We start from the raw sequence: 19,384 nt of genomic DNA on the forward strand, positions 1-19,384 counted from the left end.
TGACGAGGGCCAGCACCGCGTGGTGCGCGAGCTCTATGCCGACCGCCGCATCGCCTACAGCGACATCGCCCATACCTGCGGCCTGCCGCAATCGGCGGACAGCGCGGCCGCGCTTCGCCACGCGCTCGAAGCTCTGCCGCCGAAGCGGCCGATCCGATGAAGGCCTGGCGTGGTTATCTCCTGCCGACCCTGGCGGGCCTGCTGCTGGCGGCCGTTGCGGTGGCCTCGCTGTTCCTGGGCCGGGTGAACCTCAGCCCCGGCGAGCTGCTCGCCGGCCTGGCCTCGCCGCACCCGACGCTGGCCGGCCTGGTGGTGACGGAGCTGCGCCTGCCGCGCGCGGTGCTGGCGATCCTGGTGGGCGGCGCGCTGGGGCTGGCGGGCGCGGCGCTGCAGGGCCTGCTGCGCAATCCGCTGGCCGACCCGGGCCTCTTGGGCGTCTCGAACGGCGCGGCGCTCGGCGCGGTGATCTCGATCTACTTCGGCCTGGCGCATGTGTTCCCGCTGGCGACGCCGCTGCTCGGGCTGGCCGGCGCCATGGCGGCGGGCGCGCTGACCTTCGCCTTCGGGCGCGGCAGCACGCTCACGCTGATCCTGGCCGGCGCGGCGGTCTCCAGCCTGATGAGCGCCTTCCTGGCCATGGCGCTCAACTTCGCGCCCAGCCCCTATGCGGCCTACGAGATGAGCATCTGGATGCTGGGCTCGTTCTCCGAGAAGAGCTGGGACCACGTCCTGCTGGCCACGCCGTTCATCGTGGCCGGCGTGGCGATCCTGTCGACCATGGGCCGGTCGATCGACGCGCTGACACTCGGTGAGGCGCAGGCGGAGAGCCTGGGCGTGCGCGTGGACCGCACCCGGGTGCTGACCCTGCTGGGCGTCGGCCTCGCGGTTGGCGCGGCGACCTCGGTGGTGGGGTCGGTGGGTTTCATCGGCCTGGTGGCGCCGCACCTGGTGCGGCCGTTCGTGGGGCACCAGCCGAGCCGGACCATGCTGCCCTCGACGCTGCTGGGGGCGACGCTGTTGCTGCTGGCCGACATCGGCACGCGGGTGATCCACACCAACACCGAGCTGCGGCTGGGGGTGATCACCAGCCTGATCGGGGCGCCGTTCTTCTTCTGGCTCCTGCTGCGGCTGCGGAAACTCGCGCCATGACAAGGCTTTGCGCGACAAACCTGACAGTCCGTCGCAGCGGGCGGGCGATCGTCGACGCGGTTTCCTGCGAGCTGGAGGGCGGCGCCTTCGTCGCCGTTGTCGGCGCAAACGGGGCGGGCAAGTCGACGCTGTTGTCGGTGCTGGCGGGCCTGCTGGCGCCGGACGAGGGGACGGTGAGCCTGGACGGGACGTCGCTGCCGCGGCTGGATCGGCGGGAGCTGGCGCGGCGGCGCGCCTACCTGCCGCAGAACCCCCGCGCCGAGTGGCCGATCGCGGTGGAGCGGCTGGTGGCGCTGGGCCTGACGCCGCAACTTCCGGCCTTCGGCGGCCTGCCCGGCGGGTTCGAACCGCGGCTGACCCAGGCGTTGAAAGCCTGCGATCTTATGGACCAGCGCCTGCAGCCTGCGACGACGCTGTCGGGCGGCGAGCTGTCGCGCGCCATGCTCGCCCGCGCCCTGATCGGCGACCCGCAAGCGGTGATCGCCGACGAGCCGATCGCGGGTCTGGACCCGCGCCATGCGCTGGACACCGTCACCCGGTTGCAGCGGCTGGCGGGCGAGGGCCGGCTGGTGGTCGTGGCCCTGCACGATCTGACCCTGGCCCTGAGGTTCTCGACCCACGTCATGGCGCTGAAGGCCGGGCGGCTGGCGGCATTCGGGCCGACGGCTTCCGTCATGACAACCGGCCTGCTGCGGGAGGTCTTCGAGGTCGAGGCCCGGATCGCCGGCGAGGGCGCGAACGCCTACGTGGACTATCTCGGGCCGCTCGCCGTCAACAGCTAGGCCTGCGGGCGTTCGGCCTCGCCCGGCGCCGCGCGGCGGTCGGAGCTGTCGTCGTTGGCGCTGGGGCTCGGATAGCGAAAGCCGTCGCCCTGACCCTCAGACGCCGCGAGCTGCTTCCCGGCGAAGGCGTAGTTGGCGACCCTGTCGAGCCAAGCCTTCAGGAAGCCCTTCCGGTCGTTCTTGTAGTCCAGGTAGTAGGCGTGCTCCCACAGGTCGCAGACCAGGAGCGGGAAGAGGCCGTCCTTCACCAGGGTGTCGTCGGCGTCGTGGGTGGAGATCACCTTCAGGCCCTCTGAGCCTGTCACCAGCCACACCCAGCCTGAGCCGAAGTGGTTGAAGCCTTCCTCGACAAAGGCGTCCTTGAAGGCGTCGAGCGAGCCGAAAGCCTCATCGATGGCGGCCTTGAGTTCGCCCGTGGGCGCGGCCGACTTCGGCGTCATGCAGTCCCAGAAGAAGGCGTGGTTCCAGGCCTGGGCGGCGTTGTGGAAGAGCCTCTTGTCGCTCGCCTTCGCCGACTCCCGCACCACCTCTTCCAGCGGACCGCCGTCGAGCCCGGCTTTGGTCGCCAGTTCGTTGGTCTTCTCGACGTAGGCCTTGTGATGCTTGTCGTGGTGGGTGTGCAGCGTGTCGGCCGACAGCGTCGGCTCGAGCGCCGCATAGTCGTAGGGAAGCTTGGGCAGCGTGAACATGGCGGGGACCCTCGGTTGAATTTCTTCAACGGGCCGCTCCCACCGCCTGTTCCTCGCCGAGCGCTGTTCGGCGGGCCTAGCGCTTCATCGAGATCAGCTCCAGTTCGCGGCCCTCGGGATCGAGGACGAAGGCCACGCGCATGGCGCCGGCGTCCCAGGGCTCGCGGTGGGGCGTTGCGCCCTGGCTGACCGCATGGGCGTAGGCGGCGTCAACGTCGCGGACGAACAGGCCGAGCGGGCCGTGACCGGTTCCCACCGAGACCTCGCGGCCGCCCTTGTTCCAATAGAGGATCAGGCTAAAGCCGGTTTCCTCGCCGGGGCGGCGCAGGACCAGTTCCATGATGTCGGGCAGGTCGATGGTCTGGCTGACCACGAGGCCGAAGGCGCGCTCGTAGAAGCTGCGCATGGCGTCGAGGTCGCGGACGACGAACTTCATGAAGCCGAAGCGGGCGGAGGGCGCCGTGGTCACCTGAGGCGCCGGCGCGGTGGCAGTGTCGCTCATTGGAAGTCTCCTCCTGTCTCTCCGCCATCCTGCGCGCTATGGCGCCGGTCGCCTAGGTCCTGCCGACGTCGGCTAGGGCCGTCGGCAGCAGGCGCGCGACGAATGCGGCGATCTGGGCCTGGCCGGCGGGGTCGGCCACCAGGTCCTGGCGGACCTCCAGCTCCAGATAGTCGAGGCCGCGGCCGCCAGCGTGTAGCGGGATGGTGAAGTCGACCTCGTCCATTCGGTAGGGCTCATTGTCGCCGACCAGGGCCTCGCCCAGTTCGCCGCGCAGGCGGGCCAGGACGGCGCGGGAATAGGGGCTGTCGCCGGCGTGCAGGACGCCGAAGCGCCAGGGCCGGTCGACGCCGTCCATGCGGGGCGTGAAAGAGTGCAGGGAGATCAGCGTAGTCGCCAGGCCGCGGACCGCGCGGGCGTCCAGTTCGGCGGCGATGGCGGCCTGGTAGGGCCGGGCGATCTCCGTGATGCGGGCTTCGCGGTCAGGCGGCGAAAGGGCGCGATTGCCGGGGATGTCCGCGCCGTCGCTGATCTCCGGGATGGCGTCGGCGCGGGCAGGATCGCGATTGCAGTCGATCACCAGGCGCGAGAACCGCTGGCGGATGAAGGTCGCGTCCAGAACTTGCGAGAGCAGGGCGCCGTAGCCTGCCACGCCGATGTCCCAGGCGATGTGGCGGTCCAGCTCGGCGGGCGGCAGGCCGAGGTCGCGCAATTGTTGCGGAATCTCACGGCCCGCGTGGTCGCCCAGGAGCAGGAAAGGCGAGGCGGCGCCTGGATTTAGCGCAATGGCCACGCTGCGTTCAATTGGCGCAAGCAACGTCATAGACCCGTTAACGGAATCGCCCGCACCGTTCGGCAATGCCATTGGTCTCCATCCGCCACCTGACGACCTATCGCTACCGCAACCCGGTGGCGCTGGGCGAGCACCGCATGATGCTGCGGCCGCTGGAAAGTTATGACCAGCGGCTGGTCTCCGCCGAGCTGGCCGTCTGGCCACAGCCGGCGGTGCTGCGCAACGTCCATGACGTCTTCGGCAATTGCGTGTCCATCGCTCGGTTCACGGGTCGCGCGGAGCGCCTGTCTGTCGAGAGCCGGGTGACGCTGGAACACACTCCGCAGCCGGCGTTCGATTTCGACGGCGAAAGCTACGCGCAGACGCTGCCCTTGGCCTACAGCGAGGAAGACCATCCGGACCTGGCGCAGTCCATCGAGCGCCAACACTCGGATCCGACCGGCGAGCTGGAGGCCTGGGCGCGGCGGTTCGTCCGCCGGGCGGGCGCGACCAGCCTGCGGACCCTGCTCACCGACATGACCCACGCGATCCATGGCGAGTTCGCCTATGGGACGCGGCTGACCGGCGCGCCCCAGGCGCCGCTGGAGACGCTGGCCCTGGGATCCGGCAGCTGCCGCGACTTCGCCATGCTGATGATCGAGGCGGTGCGCAGCCTGGGCCTCGCGGCGCGGTTCGTGTCGGGCTACGTCTATTCGTCGTCGAAAAGTGGCGGCTCGCAGAAGGCGGGTCGCACCGGCGGCGGCCATACTCACGCCTGGGTTCGGGTCTATCTGCCGTCCTGCGGCTGGGTGGAATTCGACCCGACCAACGGCATCGTCGGCAATGCGGACTTGGTCCGCGTGGCCATCGCCCGCGATCCGCGCCAGGCGGCGCCGCTGCACGGAACCTGGTCGGGCCTGCCGGCGGACTACCTCGGCATGGACGTGGAAGTGGAAGTTTCGGTGGAAGCCGAGGCCGACACGCAACCGGCGCCGCTGCGGCGTGTTGCGCAGGGATATTAGAGCGACGGGGACATCAGAGTGCGCATCCGGGCCGGCTACGAGATCACCTACGAGTGTCCGCAGCCGACGCCGATGCTGTTGTTGCTGAACGTCCATCCGTCCCGCCATCAGGATCTTGAGAGCTTCGACCTGCTCCGCACCGATCGGGGCGTTGCGATCGGCCAGTACCACGACACGTTCGGCAATCTGTGCAGCCGCGTGGTGCTGCCGGCCGGACACACGGTGCTGTCGTCCGACTTCGTGATCCGCGATTCGGGCGAGCCGGACCCTGTGACGCCTGACGCGATCCAGCATCCAGTGGAGAACCTGCCCGACGACGCCATCGTCTTCCTGCTGGCCAGCCGCTACTGCGAGACCGAGCAACTGCTGGCCCTGGCCTGGCGGCTGTTCGGCGACGTCCCGCCGGGCTGGGCTCGCGCCCAGGCGATCGTGAAGTACACTCACCAGCGGATCACCTTCGGCTACGAGCACGCGCGGCCCACCAAGACGGCCTTCGAGGCGCACGAGGAGCGGCAGGGCGTCTGCCGCGACTACGCCCATCTGGCGATCACCCTCTGCCGCTGCATGAACATCCCGGCGCGCTACTGCACCGGTTACATGGGCGACATCGGTGTGCCGATCGAGGGCGAGATGGATTTCAGCGCCTGGTTCGAGGTCTACCTCGGCGGCGCCTGGCATGTGCTGGATGCGCGGCACGACAGGCCGCGAATCGGGCGGGTCCTGATGGCCCGTGGGCGCGACGCCACCGACGCGGCCATCGTCACCAGCTTCGGCCCCAATACGCTCACCGGCTTCAAGGTGATCGCCGAGGAATTGCCACGCGCCTGAGGCGTTGCATCCAAACCTCATCTCCGCGGCGACTAGGCTGCAGACACGACGTCGCATGCGAAGCGCGGCAATATTCGTGTAACGTGGTTGGCGGATATACGGCGCACGCCGCGTGGACCCGCCACGGTGGCGCATTTGGCATATGCCGAAGATTTTGGGGAACGACACGATGAACCGCGCGAAACTCGGCATCCTGGCCCTGCTGGCCGGCACAGCGGCCCTGGTGGGCTGCACCAGCGACCAGTCCTCGAGCGCGCTGGCGCACGGGTCCGGCGTCGCAGCCAACGCCCCGATGGCGACCTCGGTCGACAACTTCATGCTCGTGGACGCCAACATGGAGGCCCACGAGCTCTACCGTCTGGCCGACGCGCCGGCGATCGTGATCGTCACCCAGGCGAACGGTGACGCGGTGATGCGGGCCCAGGCCCCGGCGCTGAAGGCGCTGAAGACGGCGTACGCCGCCAAGGGCGTGGAGTTCATGATGATGAACTCCAACCTGAAGGACACGCGCGAGGCGATCCAGGCCGAGGCCCAGAAGGCCGGCTACGAAACCCCGATCCTGATGGACAGCTACCAGCTGGTCGGCGAGAGCCTGGGCGTAACCCGCTCGGCGGAAGTCGTCGTCATCGATCCGAAGAGCTGGAAGGTCGTCTATCACGGCGCCCTGCCGGGCTCGGAAAAGGCGCTCGACGCCCTGGTGGCCGGCAAGTCGGTGACCGTGGCGGCCGCCGAGCCGAGCAAGGGCGCTCCGATCGCCTTCCCGGAACGCGGCGCGGTGAAGGTCTCCTACGCCAAGGACGTGGCGCCGATCCTGGAAGCCAAGTGCGTGGCCTGCCACGAAGAAGGCGGCATCGGTCCCTTCGCCATGAACAACTACGCGATGGTCAAGGGCTTCGCACCGATGATCCGCGAAGTGATCCGCACCGATCGGATGCCGCCCTATCACGCCGATCCGCACATCGGGAAATTCTCCGACGACAAGCGCCTGACGGCGGACGAGACGAAGACCCTGGTCCACTGGATCGAGGAAGGCGCGCCGCGCGGCGAGGGCGCCGACCCGCTGGGCGCGGTGAAGCACGTGGCCGCCGAATGGCCGCTGGGCAAGCCGGACCTGATCATCGATGTCCCGGCCTTCAAGATCCCGGCCTCGGGCGTGGTCGACTATCAACGTCCGGCGGTGGCCGGCACGCTGACCGAAGGCAAGTGGGTCCGGGCCTCCACCGTGAAGCCGGGCGAGCGCCAGGGCGTGCACCACCTGCTGACCGGCTGGATGGAGCAGATGCCGGCCGACGGGAAGTCGTCCGAGACCAAGTGGGCGGCCTCGTTGGGGGCCGGCTACGCCGTGGGCGCGGAAAGCTCGATCGAGCCGACCAATGCCGGCGTCTACCTGCCGCCCGGCGGCGCGATCGGCTTCCAGATGCACTACACGCCGTTCGGCAAGGAGTCGGTCGATAAGAGCCGGGTCGCGCTCTACTTCTACGACAAGCCGCCGGAACTGATCATGCATTCGACGGTGGTGATGGACCCGACCATCCAGATTCCGGCCGGCGAGGCGCGCCACAAGGAAGTGGCCTATGTGCAGTTCCCGCACGACGCGCTGCTCTATTCGGCCTTCCCGCACGCCCACTACCGCGCCTATTCGGCGGACTTATGGATCCAGTATCCGGACGGCAAGATGAAGGAGCTGCTGGCTCTGCCGCGCTATGACTTCAACTGGCAGCGCAGCTACACCTTCGCCGAGCCGATCAAGATCCCGGCGGGATCGAAGCTGGTCTCCCACTACGTCTACGACAACTCCAAGCGGAACCCCTCGAACCCGGACCCGAAGATCAATGTCTCGTGGGGCGAGCAGTCGTTCCAGGAGATGCTGTTCACCTCGCTCAGCTACCGCTGGGTGGGCGAGACCGCCTCGCACCGCGTCAACTATGACGAGGAGCTGGGCAAGACCCGCTTGCTCGGCATGATGGACGACAACCTGGACGGCAAGCTGGAGAAGGCCGAGCTGAAGGGCCAGATGGGCGCCATGCTGCTCAAGTACTTCGACGTGCTCGACAAGAACCACGACGGCTATCTGGACGCCGACGAACTGGCCGCCGCCCAGGGCATGATGGGCAATCGCCGGTCGGCCGCGGCGGCTCCGCCCGCCAAGCCGAAGTCGGAAGCGGCCCAGCAGGCCGAGGCTTTCAATCCCAGCCCGACCAACCAGTAACAGTCGAAAGCTCTGTAGATTGAGGAACGCCGGGGTGCACGCCCCGGCGTTTTTCTTTTGGGGGGCTGCGGCCTGGAGCCCTTCCCACTCAGGTTGGATCAACCTGAGTGGACAAGAAGGGCTCCAGATATAGACGACGACCCTGTTCTTTCCCGGCTGACTTGATTCAAGTCAGCCGGGACAGGGTCTAGGCGGGCCGCCGCCTGTATCGTAGGCCCATGACAATGGCCGCCGCGGCGAGGAAGGCGACCGGCAACAGGCTGAGGCCCAGGTGGAAGCCGCCAGTCTTGTCCTTGGCCAGTCCCCAGAGCCAGGGGAAGAGGAACGAGCCCACCTGACCCAGGCCGTTGATCGCCGCGACCGTCAGCGCCACGGCGCGCGGATGGACGATCTCGCCGGGCGCCAGCCAGAAAGCGGCGCTGACCGCGAAGTAGCTGGCCATCATGGCGAGGAAGGCGACCATGACGACCGCGGGCGGCGGGCTCGCCGCGATCAGCCAGAAGCAGGCGGCCACCGCCACCAAGGGGACGGCCAGGTGGAGGTAGCGCTCGCGCAGGCGGTCGGAGCTCCAGCCGGCCGCGGCCATGCCGAAGGCTCCCGCGATGCCGCCCGCCGCGACCAGATAGCCGACGTGGGCGGGGTTGAGGCCGGTCGCCTCCTTAAGGATCGTCGGGGCCGAGAGGGTGAAGGCGTAGTAGGGGCCGAGGTAGAGGAAGTTCACCAGCACCAGAGCAATCACCGCCGGGCGGAAAAGCGCGCGCGCAGCGCTGTGCTCAGGGGCGACGATGGCGGCGTTGTCGGCGGCGATCCGGGCCTCCAGCCAGGCGCGCTGCTCAGATGAAAGCCAGGCGGCGTTGGCCGGGCGGTCGGGCAGCCAGCGCAGGAAGACGAAGGCGAGGATCACGGCCGGCGCGCCCTCGGCGATCAGCAGCCACTGCCAGCCGTGGAGGCCCAGGCGGCCGTCCAGGCCCAGCAGGCTGCCCGCCACGGCGCCCATCACCACCGAGGCCAGGGGCGCTGCGACATAGAACCGTGAGATCGCCCGGCCGCGGTAGGCCTGGGGGAACCAGAGGCCGAGGTAGTAGATCACGCCGGGGAAAAAGCCCGCCTCGGCGGCGCCCAGCAGGAAGCGCACTAGGTAGAACTGCCAATCGGTGCGGACCAGCGCCATGCTCATGGCCACAAGCCCCCAGGTGATCATGATCCTGGCCAGCCAGCGCCGGGCCCCGACGCGGGCCAGGATGAGGTTCGAGGGAATCTCCAGGATGGCGTAGCTGATGAAGAACAGGCCGCCGCCGAAGCCGTAGACGGAGGCGGTGAAGCCGAGCTGGGCGTTCATGGTCGGCGCGGCGAAGCTGATGTTCACCCGATCCATGTAGGAGGCCAGGTAGCCCAGCAGGATCAGCGGCAAGAGCCGCCACGCGACCTTGCGCAGGGTGCTGCGTTCCAGCGTTTCGTCCGGCATGCACCCGCCCCAGCTTCTCACGTAGAGTAATTGACGGGTTTGCGGCCCTGGTCGAGTCGGCGCTGATAGGGGCGAGCTTCGATCCTGGAGAGCGAGATGAATCCAACCGCTATTTTGACCGCCTCCGTTCTGGCGCTCCTGCCGCTGGCCGCCCACGCCGCAGAGGCGGAGCGGCAGCATTTCCCCGCCACGCCCAGTGGCGCGGGTGGGCCCAACCCGCCGTACAGCGGCGCCGTCCTGGCCGGCAAGACCCTCTACGTCGCCGGCACGACCGACCGCGGGCCGGTGACGGGGGACACCGGCGCGGCCGCAGCCAAGCGCGTGCTCGATAACGTCAAGCGGGAGGTGGAGTCGGGCGGCCTGACCATGGACGATCTCGTCTGGGTGCAGATCTTCTCATCGGACCTCGCGGACTATGCGGCCTTCAACGAGGTCTACCGGACCTATTTCAAGGGCCCGATGCCGGCGCGCGCCTATCTGGGCGTCGACCACCTGCTCGGCGGCGCCAAGTTCGAGGTGATGGGCATCGCGGTGAAGCGCTAGCCTATTCCGCGGCCTGTTCCTGGGCGTAGCCGAGCTGTTCGTTAAGCCGCTCGATCACCGAGATGGCGGCCTCCGGAACGGTCGTGCCGGGCGTGAAGATGGCGGCCACGCCCATGTCGCGCAGGGCCGCGAAGTCCTCCGGCGGGATGACGCCGCCGACGACCACCATGATGTCGGCGCGGCCCAGCTTGGCGAGTTCGCTCTTCAGCTCGGGCACGAGGGTGAGGTGGCCGGCGGCGAGCGAACTGGCGCCCACCGCATGCACGCCGTCGGCGACGGCCTGGGCGGCGGTCTCGGACGGGGTCTGGAAGAGGTCGCCGATCTCGACGTCGAAGCCGAGGTCAGCGAAGCCCGAGGCGATCACCTTCTGGCCGCGGTCGTGGCCGTCCTGGCCCATCTTGGCGACCAGGATGCGCGGCTTCTGGCCGTCGGCCTGGGTGAAGGCGGCGGCCATTTCCTGGGCGCGGCGGGCGCTGGCGGTGACCCCGCTTTCGCGCAGATAGACGTCCTTCACCGCGTCGGCGTGGGCCTTGTGACGATTGAAGACCTCTTCCAGGGCGTCGGAGATTTCGCCGAGCGTCGCGCGGGCTCGGGCGGCGTCGACAGAGAGTTCCAGCAGGTTGCCGTTCCCCGCCGCGCCGTTGGTGAGAGCGGTGAGCGCGGCCTCGACGGCCTTCGGGTCGCGCTCGGCCTTCAGGCGCGCGAGTTTGGCGAGCTGCTGCTCGCGCACGGCGGTGTTGTCCACCTTCAGCACCGGGATCTCGTCAGGCGTATCAGGGCGGTAGCGGTTGACGCCGACCACGCTCTGGAGGCCGGCGTCGATGCGCGCCTGGGTGCGGGCCGAGGCCTCCTCGATGCGGCGCTTGGGCAGGCCGTTCTCGATGGCCTTGGCCATGCCGCCCAGGGCCTCGACTTCGGCGATATGGTGCAGGGCGCGGGCGGCAAGGTCGGCGGTCAGGCGCTCGATGTAGTAGGAGCCGCCCCAGGGATCGATCACCCGCGTCTGGCCGCTTTCGGCCTGCAGGAACAGCTGGGTGTTGCGGCTGATGCGCGCGGAGAAATCCGTCGGCAAAGCAAGGGCTTCGTCCAAGGAGTTGGTGTGCAGGCTCTGGGTCTGGCCGCCAACCGCGGCCATGGCCTCGACAGTGGTCCGGGCCACGTTGTTGAAGACGTCGTGAGCGGCGAGGCTCCAGCCGGAGGTCTGGGTGTGGGCCCGCAAGGAGAGCGAGCGGGCGTCCTTCGGATCGAACTCGGCCTTCATCAGCTTGGCCCACAGCAGGCGCGCCGCGCGCTGCTTGGCGATCTCCATGAAGGCGTTCATGCCGGCGTTCCAGAAGAACGACAGGCGGGGCGCGAAGCTGTCGACCGGCAGGCCCGCGGCCACGCCGGCGCGGACGTATTCGATGCCGTCGGCCAAGGTGTAGGCGAGCTCCAGGTCGAGCGTCGCGCCGGCTTCCTGCATGTGATAGCCGCTGATCGAGATCGAGTTGAAGCGCGGCATCTCGCGGCTGGTGTAGCCGAAGATGTCCGAGACGATCCGCATCGAGGGGATCGGCGGATAGATGTAGGTGTTCCGGGTCAGGAACTCCTTCAGGATGTCGTTCTGGATGGTGCCGGAGAGCGCCTTGTGCGGCACCCCCTGTTCCTCGCCGGCCACGATGTAGAGCGCCAGGATCGGCAGGACCGCGCCGTTCATGGTCATCGAGACGCTCATCTTGTCGAGCGGGATGCCGTCGAACAGCGTGCGCATGTCGAGGATGGAATCGATGGCCACGCCGGCCATGCCCACATCGCCCTTCACCCGCGGATGGTCGCTGTCATAACCGCGGTGGGTGGCCAGGTCGAAGGCGATGGAGAGGCCCATCTGACCGGCGGCCAGGTTGCGGCGATAGAAGGCGTTGGAGTCCTCGGCCGTGGAGAAGCCCGCGTACTGGCGGATGGTCCACGGGTTGGTCAGGTACATGGTCGGATAGGGGCCGCGCAGGAAGGGTGCGAGGCCGGGATAGCCGCCGAGCGTGTCGAGGGCCGCGGTGTCGGCGGGGCCGTAGGCGGGACGGACGGCGATGCCTTCGGGCGTCTGCCAGGGCTCGCCGGTCTGCAGAATTTTGCTGACCAGAGGTTCGAACGCCATCGTCGAGAAGTCGGGGAATTTGCTCATCACCGCTTCCCCCCACATTCGTCATCACCCGGTTTATCCGGGTGACCCAAGCCGAGGTGCGACTTGGTAAGGCTCGGCTTGGGTCCCCCGGATCGGCCTGCGGCCGACCGTGGGATGACGGGTTTTTTGTTGAGGCTCATTCGAAGGCCTCCGAGATGCGCATCGGCGTCAGCGGCGGGCAGGCGCTGTCGGGGCCGGGCAGGCGGGGTGAGGGCGCGCTGGCGGCCTTGGCCGCGGCGATCTCGACCTCAACGGGGGTGTCCTTGGCCGGTGGGAAGGCGGTGACGCCGATGATCTTGGGTTCCGGACGGGCGGCCCTGGCGGCCTCGACCGCGCCCGCGATCTGGCCGCTGGTCAGGGCGGCGACGATCCCGCCGGCCGTCTCGATGGCCTGGAACTCGGCCCACGCGGCGCGGGCGATCTCGTCGGTGAGCGTCTCGATATAGCCGGACCCGGCGGCAGGGTCGGCGACGCGGCCGATATGGGCCTCTTCCATCAGCACGAGCTGCGAATTGCGGCTCTGGCGGCGGGCGAATTCGGTGGGCAGGCCGAGTGCGTCGGTGAAATTGCCAAGGACGATGCTGTCCGCCCCGCCGACCGCCGCGCCGAAGCCGGCGGCGGTCAGACGGATCATGTTGGTCCAGGCGTCCTTGGCGGTGAGCATCCGGCGCGAGGAGCGGGCCTCGATGCGGGCCGTCGGATCGGCCCCGCAGGCCGCGGCGATCCGCGCCCAGACGGCGCGGGCGGCGCGCAGCTTGGCGATGGTCACGAAGTAGTCGGCGTCGGCGCTGAGGCCCAGCGTGATGCGGCCGAAGGCGTCGGTCATCGGCAGGCCCGCGCGGACCAGGGCCTTGGCGTAGGCGATGGCGGAGGCCGCCGCGAAGGCGACCTCGCCGGCCTCGCCGCCGCCGGCTTCGTGGACCACGTGGCCGGACGCCAGGAACAGCTGCGCCAGCGGGTAGGTCTCGGCCAGGCGCACGGCGGTGTTGGCCGCGGCGATCAGGTGCGCCTCGATCGGCCCCGGGCTGGCGCCGGCCCGGGCGAAGGCGCTCAAGGGGTCGAGGTGGAAGCGCAGCAGGGCGGTGGGCGAGGCCTTGGCCGCGGCGCTCAGCCAGTCGGCGGCCTGGGGACCTAGGAACCCCGCGTCGAGCGCGACCGGCGCGAACTCAAGGATCACGCCGTCGACCGCGCGGGCCAAGGCCGCCTCGGAGCCGACGGCGACGCCGGCCTTGCCGGTCGGGTCGACGCGCACGACCGCCGCCGCCGCGCCGCCGCGCAGGTCGGCCAGGATCTCGGAATTGGCGCGCGCGACGTCGGGATGGGCGGTCAGGGCGGCGACTTCCCAGGCGCGGTCGGCTGGGACCGTGCGGGCGGGCGCCAGGGGCGCCGGCGCTGCGGCGTAGAGCGGCTCGATGGCCAAGCCCTCGACCGTGGTCTTCTCCAGCGAGCTGAAGGGCGCCTCGCCCAGGGTCTTGTCGACCAGGGCGCGCCAGGCGGCTTCCGTGGCGGGCGGGAAGTCCGAAGCGAGGACGTCGGCGTCAGTCATCAGCGGGTGATGGTCCCGCGAGGCCTGCTCCGTCAAGTTTGCGCCGGGAGAAGCGCGCCAGGCCCGCGTTGACGACTCGTGCGCCGTGCCGGACTCTTCGGGCGCTCTCTGGGGTCGGCGCGCCGGGCGTGGACTTGGTCGGCGCAGATGGACCTAAGGACATGCCGGGCTCGCCCACCCTCAGCCTCTGCCTGGCGACCTACAATCGCGCCCGCTACCTAGACCGCTACCTGACTCATCACTTGGGCGCCCTGGACGGCTCGGGGATCGACTATGAGCTGGTGGTCTCGGACAACTGCTCCACCGACGACACGCCGCAGATCCTGGCCCGGTATGCCGCGCAGCATCCGCGGATGCGGGTCAGCCGCCAGCCGCGCAACGTCGGCGCCTATCCGAACATCCTGACGACCCTGCATCAGGCCCGCGGCGAGATCGTCGTCAGCATCGCCGACGACGACCTGATGATCGCCGACCAACTGCTCGCCTATGTGCAACGGATGATCGAGGACCCGGCGCTGGTGATGATCCAGACGCCCTGGCTGCTGACCGACGAGACGCAGGGCGGCGCGGTGATCGGCAAGTTCTATGACTTCGAGGGCGAGATGCGCTTCGAGAGTGGGCAGTACGGCAATTGCCTCGCCTTCGTGATCCAGAATCACGTCTTTCCCGAATGCTGGTTGATGCGCCGCGCCGCGCTGCCGGCCATCGCCGGGCCGACGCCGCGGTTCACCTACAGCTACTTCAACATGCTGGCCCATGCGCTGGGCCAGGGCGCTGTGCTGTTTAGTCCGCAGCCGCATCTGGCCGCGACGGCGGTTTCCGAAGGCAGCCACGTGGGCAACCGCGAGGCCATGGAGTCGTGGGATCTCTACCGCGGCGGGCTCGAAGTGATGGCGTCCTACGCCCGCCAGTTCAATCCCGGCGCCTTGCCGGAAGCGGCCCAGGTGGGCGCTGCCATCCTGGGCTTCGTCAGCGAACGCATGACGGTGGCCGCGAAGCTGCAGGCCCATGCGCGGAACTGGGCCAATGCCTATGAACTGCTTCGGCGACTGCACGCCTACGAGCTCCGGCCGCAGATCGGCGTCGACCATGACGACGTGGCCCGGCTCGCCGCGATCGAGACCGCCTTCCTGGAGTGCAGCCAGCTGGGCGCCACCGAGATCGTGGTCGGCGAGAATGTCCCCGAGCACATCATCGAGCGGATGAACCCGATCGAGGGCGTGCGGTTCGTGCGTCCCGACGCCGTTGCGCCGGACGACCTGCGGCGCGCCTATTGCCAGATCGGCGAGGCGACCGACGCCTCGATGCGCGGCCAAGACTTCAGCTGCGACATCGTCGTTGTCATGGGGCGCTTTCCGATCTTTCCTTCGCTGACGGCGTGATCCTGCAGCCTTGGGGTTGGCCGGAGTTGTCTGTACCGAATTTTTGCGTACAACGTAAATTTAACGAGATTTCTTAGGAGACGTCCATGGCCCTGCCGCCTGTCCTGCGCGACCGCCTTCGGCTTCCGGTGATCGGCAGCCCGCTGTTCATCATCTCCAACCCCGATCTGGTCATCGCCCAGTGCAAGGCGGGGATCGTGGGCGCGTTCCCGGCGCTGAACGCGCGGCCGGTCTCGCTGCTGGACGAGTGGCTGCACCGGATCACCGAGGAGCTGGCCGCCTGGGACCGCGACCATCCGGAGACGCCGTCCGCGCCTTTCGCGGTGAACCACATCGTACACAAGTCCAACGACCGGCTGGAGCAGGACGTCGAGCTCTCCACCAAGTGGAAGGCGCCGATCGTCATCACTTCGCTGGGCGCTCAGACACCGGTGAACGACGCCGTGCATTCCTATGGCGGCGTCGTGCTGCACGACGTGATCAACGACCGCTTCGCCAGAAAAGCTATCGAGAAGGGGGCCGATGGCCTCATTCCGGTGGCGTCGGGTGCGGGCGGCCATGCCGGGCACCTGTCGCCCTTCGCCCTGATCCAGGGCCTGCGCGAATGGTTCGACGGGCCGATCGCGCTCTCGGGCGCCATCGCCCACGGCCGCTCGATCCTGGGAGCCCAGGCCATGGGCGCGGACCTGGCCTATGTGGGCTCGGCCTTCATCGCCACCCGGGAAGCCAACGCCAACCCGGCCTATCAGCAGATGATCGTCGAGAGCACCGGCGAGGACATCACCTACACCAACCTCTTCACCGGGGTGCACGGCAACTACCTGACGCCGTCGATCGTGGCCGCGGGCTTGGATCCGGCAAACCTGCCGGTGTCGGACGCCTCTGCGATGAACTTCGGTTCCGGCGGCAACCAGAAGGCCAAGGCCTGGCGCGACATCTGGGGCTGCGGCCAGGGCATCGGGTCGGTGAAGTCGATCCCGACCGCGGCCGAACTGGTGGCCCGCCTGGCCGGTGAGTACGAAGCCGCCAAGGCGGCGCTGGCCGAGAAGACCTCGTTCACCGCCGGCCGGGTGCTCATGGCGGCCGAATAGGCCGTCGCACGGGCTTGTGATCATCAGATTTTCTGCAGTCCCCGCCAGCGTAATCCAACTAGGTAAGTAGGAATAAGACGCTTAGCTTGGCCTTCGCTTTGGGCGAGGGATCGAGCATGCGCGCGCCTGCGCCACGGGATTGTGAAGTGCGCAAACCGCCGATTGCGCGGTTCGCTATGAAACGTGGCTTCACCTCGCGGGTTATCGGGCGAGGTGAAACCCGGCTGTCAGCGTTCCGGCAAGCGTCCCTGAGCCCCCAATCCCTGAGGACTTGAGACCATGACGAGGCAGCACCTTTCCCGAAGAGCCGTGATGGCCGGTGTCGCAGCGACGGCGCCGCTGCTGGCCGGTCGCGCCTTCGCCGACGCCAAGCCGGTGACCCTGCTGAACGTCAGCTATGATCCGACCCGGGAGCTCTACAAGGAGATCAACGCCGCCTTCGCCAGCTACTGGAAAGGCAAGACCGGTGTGGCGCTCGACATCAAGCAGAGCCACGGCGGATCGGGCAAACAGGCCCGCGCGGTGATCGACGGCCTGCAGGCCGATGTGGTGACCCTGGCGCTGGCGGGCGACATCGACGAGATCGCCGCGCGGGCCAAGCTCTTGCCGCCCAATTGGCAATCGCGGCTGCCGAACAATTCGACGCCCTACACCTCGACGATTGTGTTCCTGGTGCGCAAGGGCAACCCCAAGGGCGTGCGCGACTGGGCCGACCTGGTGAAGCCGGGCGTGGGCGTGATCACGCCCAATCCGAAGACCTCCGGCGGCGCGCGCTGGGCCTATCTGGCGGCCTATGCCTATGGGCTCAAGCTGGGCGGGCCGGGGCCGGCCAAGGACTATATCGCCAGGCTGTTCAAGAACGTGCCGGTGCTGGGCGCCGGGGCGCGGGACGCCACCACCACCTTCGCCCAGCGCAACATCGGCGACGTGCTGCTGTCCTGGGAGAACGAGGCGTTCCTGACCATCGACGAGTTCGGGCCGAACTTCGACATCGTCTATCCGTCGAGCTCGATCCTGGCCGAGCCGCCGGTGGCGCTGCTGGACAAGAACGTCGATCGCCACAATACCCGCGTCGTCGCCACCGGCTACCTGAACTTCCTCTACAGCCCGATGGCGCAGGATATCATCGGCAAGCGTCACTTCCGGCCGCGCGAAGCCAAGGCCGCGGCGAAGTATGCGGCATCGTTCAAGACGATCCCGATGGTGACGATCGACCAGGCGTTCGGCGGTTGGAAGACGGCCACGGCCGTCCACTTCGCCGACGGCGGCCTGTTCGACCAGGTCTACAAACCCACATGACGGCGCACGCGATCCCCGCCGCGCCGGTGAGGGCGCGCAGGCCCTGGGTGGTGCATTCCATCCTGCCGGGCTTCGGCCTGTCGCTGGGCATTACGCTGGCCTATCTGGGCGCCATCGTCGTCCTGCCGCTGGTGGCGCTGGCGATCCGGCCCTGGGAACTGGGGCTGGACGGGGTCTGGCATGCGCTGAGCGCGCCCCGCGTGGCGGCGGCGCTGCGTCTGAGTTTCGGGCTCTCGGCACTCGCTGCCCTGCTGAACGCGCCCTTGGGCATCCTGCTGGCCTGGACGCTGACCCGCTATGAGTTTCCCGGCCGGCGGATCCTGGACGCCCTGGTGGACCTGCCGTTCGCCCTGCCGACCGCAGTGGCCGGCATCGCCCTGACCGCTATCTATGCGCCGAACGGGCCGCTGGGATCGCTGGCGGCGAAGGTCGGGATCAAGACCGCCTATTCGCCCCTGGGCATCTTCATCGCCCTGGTCTTCATCGGCCTGCCGTTCGTGGTGCGCTCGCTGCAGCCGGTGCTGCAGGACCTGGACCGGGAGGTGGAGGAGGCGGCCACGACGCTGGGGGCCAACGCCCTGCAGCGGGCGGTGCGGGTGATCCTGCCGGCGCTGGGCCCCTCGTTGGTCTCCGGCGTCAGCCTGGCCTTCGCGCGCGCGGTCGGGGAGTACGGCTCGGTGGTGTTCATCGCCGGGAACCTGCCGGGCAAGACAGAGATCGCGCCGCTGCTGATCGTCATCAAGCTGGAGCAGTACGACTACGCCGGCGCGGCGGCTGTGGGCCTGGCCATGGTGGCGATATCCTTCGGCTCGCTGGTGGCGATCAACTGGCTGCAGCTGCTGCTGGCGCGAAGGGGCAGGGCATGACCGTCCTAAAGCCAGTTGTGGGCGCCCGCCCGATTTCCAGCATTCGCCTGCCCGGCCTGGCGATCCTGCTCGTGCTGGCCTCGGCGATCGTGATGGCCGGCCTGGTGGTGCTGCCCTTGTTCGTGGTGTTCCACGACGCGTTCGCCAAGGGGATCGGCAAGTACCTGGCCGCGATCAGCGACCCGGACGCTGTCTCGGCGATGAAGCTGACCCTGCTGGTCGCCGCCATCGCCGTGCCGCTGAACGCGGTCTTCGGGATCGCGGCCGCGTGGTGCATCGCCAAGTTCGAATTCCGCGGCAAGAGCGCGCTGCTCACCCTGATCGACCTGCCGTTCTCCATGTCGCCGGTGGTGTCGGGCCTGGTCTGGGTGCTGATCTTCGGGGCCCAGGGCTGGTTCGGCGAGTGGCTGATCGACCACGACATCAAGATCATCTTCGCCACCACGGGCCTGGTGCTGGCGACCATTCTGGTGACCTTCCCGTTCGTCGCGCGTGAGCTGATCCCGCTGATGCAGGAGCAGGGCGTCACCGAGGAGCAGGCGGCGCTGTCGCTGGGTGCCGGCGGGCTCCGCGCGTTCTTCCGCGTGACGCTGCCCAACGTGCGGTGGGCGCTGCTGTACGGCGTGCTCCTGTGCAACGCCCGCGCCATGGGCGAATTCGGGGCGGTGTCGGTGGTGTCCGGGCGCATCCGCGGCCTGACCAACACCATGCCGCTGCACGTGGAGATCCTCTACAACGAGTACGACTACGTGGGCGCCTTCGCCGTGGCCGCCCTGCTGTGCCTGCTCGCCCTCGTCACCCTGGTGCTGAAGACCCTGCTGGAGATGCTCCAGCCGGACCTGCACGCCCGTCATTAAGGGGCTGTCTCATGGTCATTTCCGTCCGCGATATCCACAAGGCCTACGGCCGCTATCCGGCGCTGAACGGCGTCAGCCTCGACATCAGGCCGGGCGAGCTGATCGCCCTGCTGGGCCCCTCGGGCTCGGGCAAGACCACGCTCCTGCGCACCATCGCGGGCCTGGAATTCCCCGAACAGGGGCAGGTGCTGTTCGACGGCCAGGACGTGACCTTCGCCAGCGCGGCC

General features: G+C 68.7%; 18 protein-coding genes. 12 read left to right on the forward strand and 6 right to left on the reverse strand.

The window, feature by feature from the left end:
- Nucleotides 1-156: 156 nt before the first annotated feature.
- Both VHS75_RS07485 and VHS75_RS07490 read left to right on the forward strand, forming a co-directional pair.
- Entirely contained in the window at nt 157-1,149 is a 993-nt protein-coding gene (locus VHS75_RS07485; protein WP_329637984.1) for an iron ABC transporter permease, read from the forward strand.
- Nucleotides 1,146-1,931, forward strand: coding sequence for an ABC transporter ATP-binding protein (locus VHS75_RS07490; protein WP_329637985.1), 786 nt, complete (start codon nt 1,146-1,148; stop codon nt 1,929-1,931). Before VHS75_RS07485 ends, VHS75_RS07490 begins: the two co-directional genes overlap by 4 nt.
- On the opposite strand, the gene VHS75_RS07495 is transcribed toward VHS75_RS07490, so the two are convergent.
- From VHS75_RS07495 to VHS75_RS07505, 3 genes are all read right to left on the reverse strand, one after another.
- Nucleotides 1,928-2,620, reverse strand: a complete 693-nt coding sequence (locus VHS75_RS07495; RefSeq protein ID WP_329637986.1) for a superoxide dismutase — start codon at nt 2,618-2,620, stop codon at nt 1,928-1,930. The genes VHS75_RS07490 and VHS75_RS07495 overlap by 4 nt on opposite strands.
- A 76-nt stretch (nt 2,621-2,696) precedes the next feature.
- Nucleotides 2,697-3,122 carry a VOC family protein gene (locus VHS75_RS07500; protein WP_329637987.1) on the reverse strand — a complete coding sequence of 142 codons (426 nt, stop codon included), beginning with the start codon at nt 3,120-3,122 and terminating at the stop codon, nt 2,697-2,699.
- 52 nt (nt 3,123-3,174) lie between these two features.
- Complete coding sequence (locus tag VHS75_RS07505; RefSeq protein ID WP_329637988.1) at nt 3,175-3,912, reverse strand: N-formylglutamate amidohydrolase; 738 nt, start codon at nt 3,910-3,912, stop codon at nt 3,175-3,177.
- A gap of 65 nt (nt 3,913-3,977) precedes the next feature.
- Between VHS75_RS07505 and VHS75_RS07510 the strand changes: the two genes are divergently transcribed.
- From VHS75_RS07510 to VHS75_RS07520, 3 genes are all read left to right on the forward strand, one after another.
- Nucleotides 3,978-4,913 carry a transglutaminase family protein gene (locus VHS75_RS07510; protein ID WP_329637989.1) on the forward strand — a complete coding sequence of 312 codons (936 nt, stop codon included), beginning with the start codon at nt 3,978-3,980 and terminating at the stop codon, nt 4,911-4,913.
- An 18-nt stretch (nt 4,914-4,931) separates the two neighbouring features.
- On the forward strand, nt 4,932-5,741 hold the full coding sequence (locus VHS75_RS07515) for a transglutaminase family protein (protein WP_329637990.1): 810 nt from the start codon (nt 4,932-4,934) through the stop codon (nt 5,739-5,741).
- Between the two features lie 169 nt (nt 5,742-5,910).
- Nucleotides 5,911-7,950, forward strand: coding sequence for a redoxin domain-containing protein (locus VHS75_RS07520; protein ID WP_329637991.1), 2,040 nt, complete (start codon nt 5,911-5,913; stop codon nt 7,948-7,950).
- A gap of 187 nt (nt 7,951-8,137) precedes the next feature.
- On the opposite strand, the gene VHS75_RS07525 is transcribed toward VHS75_RS07520, so the two are convergent.
- Nucleotides 8,138-9,415, reverse strand: coding sequence for an MFS transporter (locus VHS75_RS07525; RefSeq protein WP_329637992.1), 1,278 nt, complete (start codon nt 9,413-9,415; stop codon nt 8,138-8,140).
- Nucleotides 9,416-9,511: 96 nt separating this feature from the next.
- On the opposite strand from VHS75_RS07525, the gene VHS75_RS07530 reads away from it, so the two are divergent.
- The gene (locus VHS75_RS07530) at nt 9,512-9,958 is read left to right on the forward strand and encodes a RidA family protein (protein ID WP_329637993.1); all 447 of its coding nucleotides are present in this window, start codon (nt 9,512-9,514) and stop codon (nt 9,956-9,958) included.
- Between the two features lies 1 nt (nt 9,959).
- On the opposite strand, the gene scpA is transcribed toward VHS75_RS07530, so the two are convergent.
- Nucleotides 9,960-12,116, reverse strand: a complete 2,157-nt coding sequence (gene scpA / locus VHS75_RS07535) for a methylmalonyl-CoA mutase (protein WP_329637994.1) — start codon at nt 12,114-12,116, stop codon at nt 9,960-9,962.
- 136 nt (nt 12,117-12,252) lie between these two features.
- On the reverse strand, nt 12,253-13,662 hold the full coding sequence (locus VHS75_RS07540) for a methylmalonyl-CoA mutase family protein (RefSeq protein ID WP_329637995.1): 1,410 nt from the start codon (nt 13,660-13,662) through the stop codon (nt 12,253-12,255).
- Nucleotides 13,663-13,823: 161 nt separating this feature from the next.
- On the opposite strand from VHS75_RS07540, the gene VHS75_RS07545 reads away from it, so the two are divergent.
- From VHS75_RS07545 to VHS75_RS07570, 6 genes are all read left to right on the forward strand, one after another.
- On the forward strand, nt 13,824-15,044 hold the full coding sequence (locus VHS75_RS07545) for a glycosyltransferase family 2 protein (protein WP_329637996.1): 1,221 nt from the start codon (nt 13,824-13,826) through the stop codon (nt 15,042-15,044).
- 86 nt (nt 15,045-15,130) lie between these two features.
- Nucleotides 15,131-16,135, forward strand: coding sequence for a nitronate monooxygenase family protein (locus VHS75_RS07550; RefSeq protein ID WP_329637997.1), 1,005 nt, complete (start codon nt 15,131-15,133; stop codon nt 16,133-16,135).
- Nucleotides 16,136-16,447: 312 nt separating this feature from the next.
- Nucleotides 16,448-17,434: a sulfate ABC transporter substrate-binding protein gene (locus VHS75_RS07555; RefSeq protein WP_329637998.1), complete on the forward strand. Its 987-nt coding sequence runs from the start codon at nt 16,448-16,450 to the stop codon at nt 17,432-17,434.
- The gene (gene cysT, locus VHS75_RS07560) at nt 17,431-18,300 is read left to right on the forward strand and encodes a sulfate ABC transporter permease subunit CysT (RefSeq protein WP_329637999.1); all 870 of its coding nucleotides are present in this window, start codon (nt 17,431-17,433) and stop codon (nt 18,298-18,300) included. The genes VHS75_RS07555 and cysT overlap by 4 nt, the downstream gene beginning before the upstream one ends.
- Nucleotides 18,297-19,157, forward strand: coding sequence for a sulfate ABC transporter permease subunit CysW (cysW, locus tag VHS75_RS07565; protein ID WP_329638000.1), 861 nt, complete (start codon nt 18,297-18,299; stop codon nt 19,155-19,157). Before cysT ends, cysW begins: the two co-directional genes overlap by 4 nt.
- A gap of 11 nt (nt 19,158-19,168) precedes the next feature.
- Nucleotides 19,169-19,384: ATP-binding cassette domain-containing protein (locus VHS75_RS07570; RefSeq protein WP_329638001.1), on the forward strand; the 216-nt coding region annotated here is incomplete at its 3' end.

Source organism: Phenylobacterium sp. (assembly GCF_036264965.1).
Taxonomy (GTDB): Bacteria; Pseudomonadota; Alphaproteobacteria; order Caulobacterales; family Caulobacteraceae; genus Phenylobacterium.